This window comes from Deinococcus marmoris DSM 12784 (genome assembly GCF_000701405.1).
Lineage (GTDB): Bacteria > Deinococcota > Deinococci > Deinococcales > Deinococcaceae > Deinococcus > Deinococcus marmoris.
This window is the reverse complement of the sequence record NZ_JNIV01000007.1, coordinates 18,963-33,668: the sequence shown is the minus strand read 5'-3', so window position 1 is coordinate 33,668 and position 14,706 is coordinate 18,963. Positions and strand designations below refer to the sequence as shown.

Genomic DNA, 14,706 nt, shown 5'->3' with positions numbered 1-14,706 from the left:
ACAGGCGGAGCTGCTCAGGTGTTGCTGTCAGGAGATCAGTCCAGGGCAGCCCCGCCCATCTGCGTGAGCCACGGGCCGGGCGGGGACATGCAGACCCGGTTGCGCCCCTGGTTCTTGGCCACATACAGGGCGCGATCGGCGGCCAGCAGAACTTGCTCGGGAGCGGGGCCGTGTTCCGCCGCAGTCGCCACCCCGAACGACGCCGTGATCCGCAGGCTCTGCCCGTTATGGTCAATGTCGAGGCCCTCAATGTCGCGCCGGATGGTCTCGGCCACCGACTGGACCTGGGCGGCTGGCGGCCCGGTCAGCACCATCACGAATTCCTCCCCGCCGTAACGACACAGGGTGTGCTGGTCCTGAAAGCGCCGTTGCAGCAGGGCGGCCACCTCCTGCAAGGCCCGGTCCCCGCCACCGTGCCCGTAGGTGTCGTTCGTCACCTTGAAGTGGTCGAGGTCGAAGATCAGGACGCTGTAGAACGTCTCTGCATCAGTCTCCAGCAGGGCCAGTTGCTTCTGGAGATACCGGCGGTTGTGCAGCCCAGTCAGGGGATCACGCAGGCTCTGCTCTCTGAGCTGCACCTGAAGACTCTGGATTTCATGGAAGCGTTGCTGAAGTTCCTCATGGGCGGCTTGAATCCGGGCCTCAGCCCGCTGCTGCTCGGTGACGTCACGCCATACCACCATGTGGCCCTGAACCACCTGCTGGTCGTCTCTCAGGCTGGACACCCGCACCTCCAGATGACGGCCCTCAGGCAGCGCCAGCCGAAGCTGTTGATCGCCCAGGTCACGCAGGTCATGCAGCGCCGCGCTCCAGTGCCCGAACACCTCGGCTGCCGGCAGGCCCAGCGGGGAATGAACCTTCTCGCCCACCATCTGGCGTGCGGCCTGGTTCAGGTCCAGCACGCGCCGTCGCCGGTCCAGTACCACGACACCGTCGGGGAGTTGCTCGATCAGGAGATGCCGCGCCACCGGCACCAGATCAAAGAGGCGCAGACCCAGCACGGCATACAGAAAAATCGCTCCAGTCACCAGAAACGACATGGGCGTGATGTCCAGTCCGGGAAACACCGGTCCCCACATCACCCCCACGAAGCTTCCGGCCCATGGCACCGTCAGGCCCAGCAACACCCAGCTCACCTGCTGGCGGTACAGCCCCACCGCCTCCCGCCGCGCCCGGATCAGACGCACGACGCTGAGCAGGATCAACAGATACCCGTGGATCACCACCACCGTGAACCACGGCCCACCGTTGAGCAGGGTATGGGCCGTGCCAAGACCGGCAACCGACCCGAACAGCAGGCCCAGCGGGTCATTTGTGACCATCAGGGCTACCGTGATCACGCTGATCGCCAGCACCGCCGTCCATTCCGTCCACCTGACCTTGCGGGACGGCGCGGTGAGCAGGCGCGTCAGCAGCCACACGCACACCGGACTGCTGACCGCCCCCACAAAGCTGGCCAGCAGCCACACCTGCGGCCACAGCGGTCCAGAGCTGCCCCAGTGCGCGGCGTAGGTCAGTGTCCAGAACGCCACCATCATGAGATAGGCGAACAGACCCAGCGCCCCCGGAACCTCACGCCGCCGCCATGCCACGGCGGCGGTCAGCAGGGCCAGCGCACCGGCACAGTTAAGCCACAGCATATAAGTCTGAGCCAGCATTGACATTGTTCCCGACAGCATAGCGTGAGAAGACTGAGATTTGGCAGAGAAATCCTCAGACTCAGTCGGCTGGGGATTCTTAGAGGAAGCCGGGAAATGCAAGGAGACTGACTTCAGAACGGCCCATGCAGATGATCCGACTTTCTACAGCAACGCCTGAGCGTTCACCATGCCGCTGCCCAGAACAGCGCTGTCGCTTTTGATCAGTTCGCGGATGGTGGGTGGGGTGCCTGTCGCCGTCTACTGTTCAACCAGCCCACCCTGAGACGACAAAAAAGCCGGAGCATCACGCCCCGGCCTCTTTCATTCTCTACTTGCTTAGAAGTCCATTCCGCCCATGTCGCCGCCGCCCATGCCGCCCTGGGGCTGACCCTGGGGCTTTTCGGGCTTGTCGGAGACAATCGCTTCGGTGGTCAGGATCAAAGCACCGATGCTGGCGGCGTTCTGGAGCGCGGTGCGCGTCACCTTGGCAGGATCGACGATCCCGGCGGCCACCATGTCGTCCACGTACTCGCCCGTCGCGGCGTTGAAGCCGTAGCGGGGCTTGTCGCTGTTGATGACGGCGTTCACGATGACGCTGCCTTCCTCACCAGCGTTGATGGCGATCTGGCGGGCGGGTTCTTCCAAGGCGCGGATCAGGATGCGCGCGCCGGTGGCCTCGTCGCCCACCAGGCTCTCGGCGGCCTTGCGGACGGCGGGAATGATGCGCAGCAGCGTGGTGCCGCCGCCTGCGACGATGCCTTCTTCAACTGCCGAACGGGCAGTGGACAGGGCGTCCTCGTAGCGGTGCTTCTTTTCCTTCAGTTCGGTTTCGGTGGCTGCGCCGACGCGGATCACGGCCACGCCGCCCGCCAGCTTGGCCAGACGTTCCTGGAGCTTTTCCTTGGCGTAGTCGCTGTCGGTAGTGTCCAGTTCGCCCTTGATGGCGTTGACGCGGGCGTCGATCTCGCTCTGCTCACCCTTGCCGTCCACGATGGTGGTTTCGTCCTTGGTGATGCGGATGCGCGTGGCGCTGCCCAGCATGTCCAGGGTGGTGTTTTCCAGCTTGTGGCCCATGTCCTCACTGACGACCTGACCACCGGTAACGGCGGCGATATCGCGCAGCATTTCCTTGCGGCGATCCCCGAAGCCGGGGGCCTTGACGGCGGCGATGTTCAGCGTGCCGCGCAGCTTGTTGACCACCAGGGTGGCCAGCGCTTCGCCTTCCACGTCTTCAGCGATGATCAGCAGGGGGCGGCCAGTCTGCGCGGCTTTTTCCAGCACGGGCAGCAGGTCCTTGAGGTTGCTGATCTTCTTTTCCACGATCAGGATGTAGGCGTCTTCGAGGACGGCTTCCATCTTCTCGGGGTTGGTGACGAAGTAGGGGTTGATAAAGCCCTTGTCGAACTGCATCCCTTCCACGACGTCCACTTCGGTGTCGAAGCCCTTCGATTCCTCGATGGTGATGACGCCTTCCTTGCCCACCTTGTCCATCGCATTGGCGATTTCAATGCCCACCTGATCGTCGTTGGCGCTGATGCCCGCGACTTTCTTGATGGCGTCGGAATCTTCCACCGGCACGGCCAGCTTCTTGATTTCCTCGATGGCGACCAGTACGGCCTTGTCGATGCCGCGCTTGAGGGCCAGCGGGTTTGCACCGGCGGCAACGTTGCGAAGACCTTCCTTGACGATGGCCTGACCCAGCACGGTGGCGGTGGTGGTGCCGTCCCCGGTGATGTCGTTGGTCTTGCTGGCGACTTCCTTCAGGAGCTGCGCGCCGATGTTCTCCAGCTTGTCTTCCAGCTCGATTTCCTTGGCGACGGTGACGCCGTCCTTGGTGATCGTGGGGCTGCCGAACTTCTTCTCGATAACCACGTTGCGGCCACGGGGGCCAAGGGTCACTTTAACGGCGTTGGCGACGGCATTCACACCGCGTTCCAGACTGCGACGGGCGACTTCATCAAATACGAGTTGTTTAGCCATTGGGAGTACTCCTTCGGAGTGGTTCTAAAAGTTTGAGAGGGTGGAGGTCAACAGTAGACGGTCTTGCTCGTCCTTACTCGACGATGGCGAGAATGTCGCGCTCGGCCAGGATCGAGTAGTTCTTGCCTTCCAGCGTCACTTCGGTGCCGCCGTATTTGGCGAAGTACACGGTGTCGCCTTCCTTGACGTCCAGCGCAACGCGGGTGCCGTTGTCCAGCATCTTGCCGGTGCCGATGGCGATGACCTTACCGCGCTGGCTCTTTTCCTTGGCCGAATCGGGGACGAACAGGCCGCCCGCCGTCTTCTGCTCGGTTTCCTCGACGATTTCTACCAGTACACGATCACCTAAAGGTTTAAGCATGGGTATTCCTCCTGAGAATGAAGTTTGGGGCCTTAACCGTACCTGTTGTACTCGGCAGGTTTTCGCCGTTCCGCACGCGAGAATAGTCTCTTCGGGCTAAAAATGTCAAGCGCAGGAGTCTAGGAAGTTGAGTCTGATGCGCTCAAGGTGCGCCAGCACGTCTAAACAACGTATACCCATCCTATCTACTCTGCATGACATATATATGTCAGACCTATATAGCTAGAATTTACAGTAGGAGGAACCCCTATGGCCCGCCCCGATATCCTGTCCCGCAACCCCTTCGAGGACGCTTTCGCCCGCTTCGGCTCGGCCCCATTGACGCTGGCGGTGCTGGACCTCGATCACTTCAAGACCCTCAACGATACGCTGGGCCACACCGAGGGTGACCGCGTGCTGCGCGCTGTGGAACGCCTGCTGTCGGGCAGCCTGCCGTCGGGCAGCATCATCGGGCGCATCGGCGGTGACGAGTACGCCGTGATTCTGCCCGAAAGTGCCGCCGAAACCGCGCTGATCCTGTTCGACGAGGTCATCCGGCACTTTCACATCCACCGCGATCCGCACTGGCCACGCAGCCTGGGCCTGAGCGTGGGGCTGGCTTCACGCCCCGCCCACGCCAGCGAATACGCCGAGCTGTACCGCGCCGCCGACGAGGCACTCTTACGGGCCAAGCGCGAGGGCCGGGGCCGCGCCTGCATCTTCGTGGAATCCAAGATGGTGCTGAAATCCAACTATTACCCCAAGAGCCAACTGGAACGCCTGAGCAAGCTGAGCGGCGCGCTGAGCCGCACGGAAGCCAGCCTTCTGCGCGAGGCGCTGGACGATCTGGTGGAGCGTTACCGGGCGGAGCTGTGAGCGAGGTTCTGGAAACGCTGTCTCCCGGCTGGCACGCCGCCCTGGCCGAAGCCTGGGAGGCGTATCTGCACGGCTCGTATCCGATTGGGGCGTGCGTGGTGGACGCAAACGGGGCAGTGATTGCACGGGGGCGGAACCGTCTGGGCGAGCCTCGCAGCGTGGAGGGCGGCTTTATCGCCGGACACGATCTGGCGCACGCGGAGATCAATGCGCTGCTGAATCTGGCGGCCACGCCGCGCCCGGAGTGCTATGGCTGGACCGTGCTGACCACCGTGGAACCCTGCCCGCAATGTGCCGGGGCCATCGCCATGAGCGGCGTGCGCGGTATGGCGTATGCCGCCCCCGATCCCTGGGCTGGCTGCACGCGCCTGCTGACGGATGATCCGTATGTCTCGGGCAAGCAGATGCGTGTAGGCCGCGCGCCGGAGGACGTTCAGAGAGTAGCCTTGCGGCTCAAGGCCCATGCGTTGTGGGAAGAAGAGAGTCCTGTGGATGAAAGAAAGGTTTTGGACAGCTTCGCCGCTCAATTTCCCGCAGACGTGGCCTTCGCAGAGCGGCTCTATCAATCCGGCCAGCTCCTTGCCCTGCGTAAACGTCAGGGCAGGTTGCAAGAGGCGCTGGAGCTGCTGGCATGAGCGGCCAACCGTTCCTCAACCTCTCGCCGGGTGAAGACCGGATTGGCCGCGCTTCCGCCTGGATCGAACGCGAGGACGGGTGCGTGCTGATGGTAGCGCGGGATTCCTGGGGCTGGACCTTACCGGGCGGCGGCATCCACCCCGGCGAAACCCCGCAGCAGGCCGCAGTGCGCGAGGCATGGGAGGAGTGCGGCGCACATTGCGAGGTGGTAGGCGAGGCCGTGTGGCTCTCCGAGGGCGCGGACTGCTACCCCATGCGTCTGCTGGGGCTGGAAGCCAGCCCGGAAGGGCGTCCGGTACTATGGGTGAATGCAGGATCGCTGTGGTGGGCGTGTGATCCGCAACTGTGTCAGGTGCTAATGGCGCGTGGACAGTCTGTGCCGTCGACTGCGATCAGGGCCATCGTTCAGAGACTACGCCGCATAACTTTTCGGGTTCAGGCCGTATTCGGGCGATCTCCTAGGAAGGCCGCGCAGACGGCGTGAGCGAATTGCACCTGAACCTCCTGCGCCACGGACGCAGCCGCGCCGACGACGAGAACGTTCACGAGGGCCATTACGACTCGCCGCTGACAGAGGTGGGCCGCGCTCAGGCCCAGGCGCTGGCCTCGTACTGGGCCGCCCATCCGCCCGACTTTGACCGGGCCTACTGGTCCACATTGGCCCGCGCCCACGAAACCGCCCGTATCGTGACAGACGCGCTGGCTATGCCGCTCGTGCCGTCCGATTTGCTGCGCGAATGGGACAACGGACCGCTGGCCGGACTGGGCCGCGAGGAAGCCGCACGGCGCTATCCCATCCCCACTTTCCGGCATGAGCTGGACGCGTTCACGGCAGAGGGCGGCGAGTCCCAGGCGGCGATCCGGGCGCGTGCCCTGCTGGCGCTGGAACTGATCTGGACGGGCGAAGGCGAGCGGATTCTCGTCGTCTCTCACGGCGGCTTTCTCAATTCCATGTTGCGTGAACTGCTGCGGATGGAACGCGGCTGGTTCGAATTTGGGGACACCTCGTTCGCCACGTTGCGCCTGAATCGGCGGAGTCATACGGCGCTGGTGACGGGTGTGAACCTCTGCCCGCATCTGCCCTAAACTCCAGCCATGCACCATTCCATCACCCTGACCGACGGTGAATTGACCCTGCGCCCGCTGACGGGGGCTGATCTTCCCGGCCTGTGCGCGCTGGCGGCGGACTGCTCGGAGGAACTGGCCCTGATGGGAACCTCACCTTCAGACGCGGCCTATTACCAGACCGCTCTGGACGCCCCCGATCAGCAACCCTTCGCCATCGTGGTGGACGGCGAACTGGCAGGCAGCACGCGCTACGGCGACATTCGCGCGGCGCACGCGGGGCTGGAAATCGGCTGGACGTGGCTGCACCCGCGTTACATGGAAACAGGCATCAACCGCCGCATGAAGCTGTTGCTGCTGGCCCACGCCTTTGAAACGCTTGCCATGCAGCGCGTGCAGCTCAAGACCGACAACCTGAACACCCGCTCCCAGCGCGCCATCGAGAAAATCGGTGCGGTGCGCGAGGGCGTGTTGCGAAAGCATCAGCGGCGTCAGGACGGCAGCCTGCGCGACACGGTGATGTTCTCCATCACGGCGGACGAGTGGCCGGAGGTCAGGGCGCGGCTGCGTTCTTCTTGAGAAATGGATAGGGATTGATCGCCCCGCCCATCGTATAAATGCCGTAGTGCAGATGCGGTGGTGTGCCCCTGGCGTTGCCGCTGTCACCCACGAAGCCCACCACGGTTCCGGCCTCGATCCACTCTCCACGCGTCAAATCCGGGTATTTCTCCAGGTGGGCGTAATAGTGCCGCTGCCCGCCAGGGCCGAGGATCATCACCGTGCGCCCGCCCAGCCCGTTGGGGCCGACATTCAGCACGATGCCGCGCGTGGTGGCGCGAATGGGCGTATTGCGCCCCGCGAAAATGTCGATGCCCTCGTGCCTGCGCCCCTGGCTGCGGGCCGCGCCCCAGGTGTCGGTCAGGTTCTGGCCGGGCAGCGGATTGGGAAGGCTGTTTTCAATGGGCATGGGGGCAGACAGCAGCGCCGAGTACCGCTGGGCATTCTTGATCTGCGGCCACAGCAGGTACAGCGCCCCACCCAGTACTGCCAGAAAAACAATAAATCCGAGAAAACGCCTCACCGTTTCAGGATGCCGCCCTGGGGCCAGGGAAGAATCAGGGAAAAGTTGCAGAGATGCCCATTTCCCCGGTCTCTTCCCCCGGCAAATTTCCCCACAACCCTCTACAATCCCCGGATGCCTACCCTGTCCCAAGCTTTCCCCGCCTCTGAACTGTGGACCCTGCCCGGCGGTCTGCGGCTGGCTTTTGAACGCCGGAGCGGGCCGGGCTTTGCCTTCGATCTGCGCCTTCCGGTGGGCAGCGCCCATGACCCGGTGGGCCAGGAAGGTTCGTCGGGCGTGCTGGAGGAATGGCTGTTCAAGGGCGCGGCGGGCCGCGACGCCCGCGCCCTCCAGGACGCCTTCGATGACCTGGGCGTGCGCCGGGGCGGCGGCGTGGGGCCGGAAGCGACGCGGATGGGGGTTTCGGGCCTGCTGGACGATCTGGGGGCCTCGCTGACGCTGGTGGCCGACGTGCTGCTGCGCCCCAATCTGCCGGAGAATGAACTCCCGGTGCTGACCGATCTGGCGCGGCAGGATCTGGACAGCGTTCAGGACAGCCCGACGGACCTGCTGGCGCTGGAGGCGCGGCGCGTGGCCTTTCCCCGCCCCGCCGGTTCCCCGCTGGCCGGCTTCGCGCACCCGCCCAGCGGCACCCCCAAAGGTCTGGAAGCCCTGACGGCAGACACCTTACGGGCGCATCTGGAGGCGTACGGGCAGGCGGGCGCGGTGCTGGGGCTGGTGGGCGATCTGGAGCCGGAGGTGGCGCTGGGGCTGGTTGCTGGGGCGCTGGGAAGCTTACGCCCAGGCCGTCAGCCGAGGGCCGAGGCCAGCTTTCAGGCGGGGCAGCGCGTCCATGTTCCTGACGAGGACGCCGAGCAGACCCACCTGAGTCTGACTGCCCCAGGCATCTCTCCCACCGATCCGCGCTGGCTGGCGTGGCAGGTGGCGCTGACGGCGCTGTCCGGGGGCAGTGCCAGCCGCCTGTTCCATGCCGTGCGCGAGGAACGCGGGCTGGCCTACGCGGTCAGCGCCTCGCCGGTGCTGCTGGGCGGCCAGGGCTTTCTGACAGCCTATGCGGGCAGCACCCCGGCCCGCGCCCCCGAAACGCTGGAGGTGATGCTGGCCGAACTGGCGCGCCTGCCCCAGGGTCTCAGCGCCGACGAATTCCGCCGCGCCCGCAGCGGCCTGCGCGCCAGCGTGGTCTTTGGCGCAGAGTCCATGCGCGCCCGCGCCGGAGCGCTGACCCGTGACGTGGCCGTGTTCGGTCAGGTGCGCCCGCTGGCCGGGTTGCGCGCGAGTCTGGACGCGCTGACACTGGAGGGCGTGAATGATTTTCTGGCCGACTACGATCCAGTTTCTAAGATGACCGTTGTGACGCTGGGGCCATCGGATGTCTGAGGTTCCAGTCACACCGCTTATCCACGTTCTGCCTAATGGTCTGACCCTTCTTCTGGAGGCAGACCCAGGCGCACAGACTGTCGCCGCCGGGTATTTCGTGAACACCGGGGCGCGGGATGAGGTGCCCTCTGAAATGGGCGCGAGTCATTTTCTGGAACACCTGATGTTCAAGGGGTCCGAGCGGCTGTCCGTCAGCGTGCTGAATGAGCGGCTGGACGATCTGGGCGGGCAGTCCAACGCCTTTACGGGCGAGGAGGCCACCGTCTACCACGCCGCCTGCCTTCCTGACCAGACGGATGAGCTGCTGGACACCCTGACCGAATTGATGCGCCCGGCGTTGCGAGAAAGCGATCTGGAGGCCGAGCGCGGCGTCATTCTGGAAGAAATCGCCATGTACGCCGATCAACCGGGCATCCGCGTGATTGATGAATTGCGGGCCGATTACTGGGGAACGCATCCGCTGGGGCATCTGATTCTGGGGACGACGGAGACGGTGGGCGCGTTGAGCCGCGACGCCCTGGCCGCAAACCACCGCGCCCGCTACGGTGCAGGCCGCGTGACGCTGGCGCTGACGGGGGCTTTTGATTCAGAGGCGGTGCTGGCCTGGGCTGGGGCGAATCTGGCCGACTGGCCCGCTGCTGCCGCACCCACTGCCGGACCGCCCCCCACCCCGGTCCACCCGGCCCAGGTGCGCGTGATCGCTGACCCGGACCTGAGCCGCGTGCAGGTGGCCGCCGAGGCTCCCGGCCTGGGCGTGACCCATCCGCTGCGTGAGGCGGCGGGCGTGCTGGCGGACCTGATCGGCGGCGAGAACGGCGCGCTGTACTGGGCGCTGCTGGACACCGGACTGGCCGACAGCGCCGATCTGGCCCACCTGGAATACCGCGACGCCGGGAGTTTTGAAGGCGGCTTTTCCTGTGACCCCGAACGTGCCCAGGAGGTGTTGAACACCTTCCGGGCCGTGTTGCGAGGTGCAGACACCCTCATTACAGACGCAGCCGTGCGCCGCGCTGCCCGCAAGCTGGCCGTGTCCACTTTGCTGCGGGCCGAGACGCCACAGGGCCGCCTGTTCGCACTGGGCATGGACCACATGGCCACCGGGCGGGCCGAGACGACCCAGGAACTGGTGGACCGCTACGCCAGCATCACCGCCGCCGATGTGCGCGAGGTCTTGAAGCTGTGTCCGCTGGAAAGGTTGACGGTGGTGGCGCTGGGGCCGCTGGAGAAGCTGGAGTAGGAGGAACTTCTCCACTTTTTCGGGAGAAAGGCGGCTCAGGTTTCCTCAGATTCAGCCTTCCAGCTCCCCCAGAATCTCTGCCGTGTGCTGCCCCAGCGTGGGCGGGGCGCGGCGCACAGGCAGCGTCTGGCCCCCGATGTCCCACGGCGGCGAGGTCACGGTGGTGTGGCCCAGCGAGGCATGTTCCACCTCCACCGCCACGCCACGCGCCTGCACATGCGGATCGGCAAAGACCTCGGCCATGTTGTTGACGGGGCCGCACGGCACGCCCGCCAGCTCCAGCCGCTCCATGATCTGCTGGCGGGTAAAGCGGGCCAGACCGCCCAGCATCAGCACGTCCAGCTCGGCACGGCTGTTCACGCGGCCCTCGTTGGTGGCAAAGCGCGGGTCTGCGCCCAGCTCGGCCAGCTCCAGCGCCGCACAGAAGCGCCGCCACAACGCGTCGTTGCCCACCGCGATATTCACGAAGCCGTCGCCGCAGGCCACCGTTCCATACGGCACGATTGAGCGGTGGTCATTGCCCACGGGCACAGGGATTTCCCCGGTGGCCAGATAGCGCCCCACCTGCGATGACCCCAGCGCGATCACGCTTTCCAGCAGGTTCACGTCCACCCGTTCGCCCCTGCCGGTGCGCTCCCTCTGAAACAGCGCGGCCAGAATCGCCTGCGTGATCAGCGATCCGGCGAAGACGTCAGCCACCGCCACCCCCACCCGCAGCGGCGGGCCACCAATCTCGCCGTTGTAGCTCATCATGCCGCCCATGCCCTGCGCGATCACGTCGTATCCGGCGCGGTCCTTGTACGGCCCGGTCTGCCCGAAACCGGAGATGCTGGCGTAGATCAGCCGGGGATGCACGGCGCGTAACGCCTCCCAGCCCAGGCCCAGGCGGTCCAGCGTGCCGGGGCGGAAGTTCTCCACCAGCACGTCACTCCTGGCAATCAGCTTGCGGGCGGCGTCCATGCCTTCCGGCGTCTTGAGGTCCAGCTCCACGCTGCGCTTGTTGCGGTTGACACTCAGAAAATAGCTGGACTCGCGCCCCCCCTCAGATTCCTGGAACGGTGGCCCCCAGGCGCGCGTGTCGTCGCCGCCGGGCGGCTCGATCTTGATCACGTCTGCGCCCAGATCGCCCAGCAACATGGTGCAGAACGGGCCAGTCAGGACGCGCGTGAAGTCGGCCACCCGGATGTCGGAAAGGGGAAGGTTTGCGGTCACAGGAACGGAGAAATTTGAATGGACATGCGGAACCTCGGCAGAACTTGGATTGAGCCGGAGTTTAGCGCGCCCAGTCCTGGGAAACGGTTACCCTGCGGAGGTGTTGACCGATCACTGGCCCCTGGCCGCCCTGCGCCTCCAGACGCCGCGCCTGGAATTGCGCCCGCCAGATGATGAGGAACTCGCGGCCATCGCGGACGTGGCGGCACAGGGAATCCACCTTCCCGATCAGCGCCCCTTCTTAACACCCTGGACGCATCTTCCGCCCCGAGAACGCGCCCTGTACGTGATCCAGCAGCACTGGCTGACGCGCGGGCAGTGGCGGCCAGAGGCGTGGAGTCTGGGACTAGGCGTTTTTCACGGGGGCGAGCCTGTCGGCATGGTGTCGTTGCGGGGGCGCGATTTCTCCATTCTGCGGGAGGTCAAAACCAGTTCCTGGCTCGGCCTGGACTTCCACGGCCAGGGGTTTGGAACCGAGGCCCGCGCCGCCCTGCTGCATCTGGCTTTTGCCGAACTGGGCGCAGTGGCCGCACTCAGCGAAGTGTTTCAGGACAATGCGGCTTCCCAGGGCGTCTCGCGCAAGCTGGGCTACCGCCCTGACGGCCTCTCGCGGGATGTGCTGGACGGCCAGCCCGTCGTCTCGGACCGCCTACGCCTCACGCGGGAAAGCTGGGAGCGGAGTCAACAGATAACGGTAACAGTGACGGGTCTGGAACCCTGCCGCAGATTCTTCTTGCCCAGGTCTGGTTGAGGCCAGATTCGAGCGATTCGGCAGCAACCAGCGTCCGTATTACCAACCAGCGCCCGTCCTACTTGGCCGCCAGCGCCCCTTTCAGCACGCCCGACACGCGCCCCGGTTCGGCCTTGCCCTGGGTGGCGCGCATGACCTGACCCGTGAAAAAGCCCAGCAGCGCGGTCTTGCCACCCCGGTACGCCTCCACCTCGGCAGGGTTCTTTTCCAGTATCCCGGCCACGATGCGTTCCAGTTCGGCCTCACTCAGCCCGGCACCCAGGCCCTCGCGCTCGATCAGGGCGGCGGGAGCCTCGCCGGAAGCGGCGGCGAGGGCCAGGGCGTCGCGGGCCACGCGCGTCGTGACCTTGCCGGAAGCCAGTAGTTCCGCCAGCGTCGCGAGATCGGCGGCCCGCACCTTGACCTCTCCGGCGCGCAATGGTGTCGCCAGATCGTTGACCGTCCACGACGCCACCTGCGCGAAGGTATCGCCCGGCGCGGCATCGGTCAGGAAGGCCAGCAGCGTTTCATCGCGCGCAATCGTCCGCGCGTCACCTTCGGCAGCGCCCAGACCTGTCAGGCGCGTCACCCCGGCCTCCTGCTGGGGGGTCAGGGCAGGCTGCACGCCGCCTGCGACAACGGCTTCCGCTTTCGGCTTCTTCCCCTCCCCTTTCGGCTTGCCGCTCTCCGCTTTCTGCGTCTGCGCCCAGGCGTCTTTCAGGGTGATGATCCGCCCGAACACCAGGGCGTCCTCACGGCTATCCACCGGATCGCGCCAGAAGTAGCCCTGCCGCTCAAACTGATAGCGGGTGTCCTGGGAATCGCTGGTCACGCTGGCCTCCACGTAACCGCGCGTGACCCGCAGGCTGCCAGGGTTCAGGTAGCGCAGGAATCCAGTATCAACTGGCCCGCTCTCGTGGCCGGGCTGTTCGGGATCGAAGTCGGGGAGGATGTCATCCGGGTTCTCACCCTCGGGGTTGGCGACGCGGAACAGGCGGTCATACAGGCGGAACTCGGCAGGAATGGCGTGTTCGGCACTGACCCAGTGGATCACGCCGCCTGCCTTCGCGCCCTCTTCGAGCAGCGTGGCGTGGATGTGGGTCACGTTGCCGCTGTCATCGGTGTCGAAACGGTCCGCGCGGATGATGCCTGCGCCGCGCAGACGTACCGTGCCGCCAGGGGTCAGGCGCTTGTAGCCCTTGGGCGGCTCGGCGCTGAAATCCTCGCGCTCGATGAACAGTTCGCGGGTCAGTGCCACGTCGCGCACGGCCTGTTCAGACGCAACCCGCGCGCCATTCGGCAGGGCCACCAGACCGTCACCCGACGCCTCGATCACGTCATGCGGCCAGTACGGAATCTGGAGGGTACGTGCCCCGTCCAGATTTCCCAGCGTCACGCGCACCGGGTCTAGCACGGCCATCACGCGAGGGGCCTTGTGGTTCAGATCGTCGCGCACGGCGTTCTCGTAGACGGCGATGTCCACGGTGCGGTTGGTCCGGCTCACGCCGATCTGGCTGGCAAAGGCACGCACCGCTTCCGGCGTGACCCCCAACCGCTGCTGGGCGCGCAGGGTGGGCATGCGCGGATCGTCCCAGCCGCTGACATGGCCTTCATTGACGAGCTGGCGCAGTTTGCGCTTGCTGACAATCGTGTATTCCAGGCTGCGCCGCCCGAACTCGTACTGGTGGGGGCGCGGGGCAAAGGCCAGCCGTTCCATCAGCCAATCGTAGATGGCGCGGTTGTCCACAAATTCCAGGCTGCACATGCTGTGGGTCACGCCCTCGATGGCGTCCTGAAGGGGGTGCTGGAAGTCGTACATGGGATAGATGCACCACGCGTCCCCGGCGCGGTAGTGCCACGCCCGCTTGATGCGGTACAGCACCGGATCGCGCAACTTCATGTTGGCGCTGGACAGATCGATCCTGCCACGCAGGACGTGTGCGCCGTCCGCAAATTCCCCGGCCCGCATCCGGCGGAACAGGTCCAGATTTTCCTCCACGCCCCGCTCCCGGTATTCGCTGGGCGTGCCGGACGTGTGGGCGTCACCGCGCAGGCGGGCCATCTCGTCACCGCTGACGCTGTCCACGTAGGCGTCGCCCTGAGTGATCAGTTGCTCGGCATACCCGTAATACCGCTCGAAGTTATCCGACGCGTAGAACAGGTTCTCGCCCCAGTCCCAGCCCATCCAGCGCAGATCGTCCATGATGCCGTCTGCAAATTCCTGGGACTCTCCCTCCGGGTTGGTGTCGTCCAGGCGCAGGTGGTAGCGGCCCCCGTACTGTACGGCGGTCTGGAAGTCCAGAAACGACGCGAATGTGTGGCCCAGGTGCAGGTAGCCGTTCGGCTCGGGCGGAAAGCGGGTCACGACGCCCGCGTACTTGCCGCTTTGCAGGTCGCGTTCGATGGTCTCGGTGATGAAGTTGTCGAGCTGGGGGGAAGCCGCCCGCGCCGAAGTGGGCACAGTGGGCGTGGAGGAGTTGGGTTTCTCGGCGTCGGGCGCGGTCATCGTGCCAGCATACCTGCGTAGGCAAC

Annotated in this window: 14 protein-coding genes; 8 read left to right on the top strand and 6 right to left on the bottom strand. The window is 65.4% G+C overall.

Features of this window, described 5'->3' with window-relative positions:
• Positions 1-35: 35 nt before the first annotated feature.
• The 3 genes from Q319_RS0102405 to groES all read right to left on the bottom strand — a co-directional run bounded on the left by Q319_RS0102405 (position 36) and on the right by groES (position 3,981).
• Positions 36-1,640 carry a histidine kinase N-terminal 7TM domain-containing diguanylate cyclase gene (locus Q319_RS0102405; RefSeq protein WP_051655036.1) on the bottom strand — a complete coding sequence of 535 codons (1,605 nt, stop codon included), beginning with the start codon at positions 1,638-1,640 and terminating at the stop codon, positions 36-38.
• A gap of 336 nt (positions 1,641-1,976) precedes the next feature.
• Positions 1,977-3,620, bottom strand: a complete 1,644-nt coding sequence (gene groL, locus Q319_RS0102400; protein ID WP_029480260.1) for a chaperonin GroEL — start codon at positions 3,618-3,620, stop codon at positions 1,977-1,979.
• 73 nt (positions 3,621-3,693) lie between these two features.
• Positions 3,694-3,981, bottom strand: coding sequence for a co-chaperone GroES (gene groES / locus Q319_RS0102395; RefSeq protein ID WP_029480259.1), 288 nt, complete (start codon positions 3,979-3,981; stop codon positions 3,694-3,696).
• A 249-nt stretch (positions 3,982-4,230) separates the two neighbouring features.
• On the opposite strand from groES, the gene Q319_RS0102390 reads away from it, so the two are divergent.
• Genes Q319_RS0102390 through Q319_RS0102370 form a run of 5 tightly spaced genes read left to right on the top strand, consistent with a single transcriptional unit; the run spans position 4,231 to position 7,116 of the window.
• Positions 4,231-4,836: a GGDEF domain-containing protein gene (locus Q319_RS0102390; protein WP_029480258.1), complete on the top strand. Its 606-nt coding sequence runs from the start codon at positions 4,231-4,233 to the stop codon at positions 4,834-4,836.
• A complete protein-coding gene (locus Q319_RS28560; RefSeq protein WP_051655035.1) occupies positions 4,833-5,471 on the top strand; it encodes a nucleoside deaminase in 639 nt (212 codons plus the stop codon). The genes Q319_RS0102390 and Q319_RS28560 overlap by 4 nt, the downstream gene beginning before the upstream one ends.
• Positions 5,468-5,956 carry an NUDIX hydrolase gene (locus Q319_RS28555; RefSeq protein ID WP_029480256.1) on the top strand — a complete coding sequence of 163 codons (489 nt, stop codon included), beginning with the start codon at positions 5,468-5,470 and terminating at the stop codon, positions 5,954-5,956. Before Q319_RS28560 ends, Q319_RS28555 begins: the two co-directional genes overlap by 4 nt.
• Positions 5,953-6,558, top strand: a complete 606-nt coding sequence (locus tag Q319_RS0102375; RefSeq protein WP_034413441.1) for a histidine phosphatase family protein — start codon at positions 5,953-5,955, stop codon at positions 6,556-6,558. The genes Q319_RS28555 and Q319_RS0102375 overlap by 4 nt, the downstream gene beginning before the upstream one ends.
• 9 nt (positions 6,559-6,567) lie before the next feature.
• Positions 6,568-7,116, top strand: a complete 549-nt coding sequence (locus Q319_RS0102370; protein ID WP_029480254.1) for a GNAT family N-acetyltransferase — start codon at positions 6,568-6,570, stop codon at positions 7,114-7,116.
• Here Q319_RS0102370 and Q319_RS0102365 read toward each other — a convergent pair.
• Positions 7,091-7,618 (bottom strand): M23 family metallopeptidase, encoded by a 528-nt coding sequence (locus Q319_RS0102365; RefSeq protein WP_034413439.1) that lies wholly within the window; start codon positions 7,616-7,618, stop codon positions 7,091-7,093. The genes Q319_RS0102370 and Q319_RS0102365 overlap by 26 nt on opposite strands.
• A gap of 114 nt (positions 7,619-7,732) precedes the next feature.
• Here Q319_RS0102365 and Q319_RS0102360 point away from each other — a divergent pair, with 114 nt between their 5' ends.
• Both Q319_RS0102360 and Q319_RS0102355 read left to right on the top strand, forming a co-directional pair.
• Entirely contained in the window at positions 7,733-8,995 is a 1,263-nt protein-coding gene (locus Q319_RS0102360) for a M16 family metallopeptidase (protein WP_029480253.1), read from the top strand.
• Complete coding sequence (locus Q319_RS0102355) at positions 8,988-10,232, top strand: M16 family metallopeptidase (protein ID WP_029480252.1); 1,245 nt, start codon at positions 8,988-8,990, stop codon at positions 10,230-10,232. Before Q319_RS0102360 ends, Q319_RS0102355 begins: the two co-directional genes overlap by 8 nt.
• Positions 10,233-10,283: 51 nt before the next feature.
• Here Q319_RS0102355 and Q319_RS0102350 read toward each other — a convergent pair whose 3' ends face one another.
• Complete coding sequence (locus Q319_RS0102350) at positions 10,284-11,444, bottom strand: CaiB/BaiF CoA transferase family protein (RefSeq protein WP_034413433.1); 1,161 nt, start codon at positions 11,442-11,444, stop codon at positions 10,284-10,286.
• A gap of 100 nt (positions 11,445-11,544) precedes the next feature.
• Here Q319_RS0102350 and Q319_RS0102345 point away from each other — a divergent pair, with 100 nt between their 5' ends.
• Positions 11,545-12,195: a GNAT family N-acetyltransferase gene (locus tag Q319_RS0102345; RefSeq protein WP_029480250.1), complete on the top strand. Its 651-nt coding sequence runs from the start codon at positions 11,545-11,547 to the stop codon at positions 12,193-12,195.
• Between the two features lie 58 nt (positions 12,196-12,253).
• On the opposite strand, the gene Q319_RS0102340 is transcribed toward Q319_RS0102345, so the two are convergent.
• Complete coding sequence (locus Q319_RS0102340; RefSeq protein ID WP_029480249.1) at positions 12,254-14,680, bottom strand: glutamine--tRNA ligase/YqeY domain fusion protein; 2,427 nt, start codon at positions 14,678-14,680, stop codon at positions 12,254-12,256.
• Positions 14,681-14,706 lie beyond the last annotated feature (26 nt).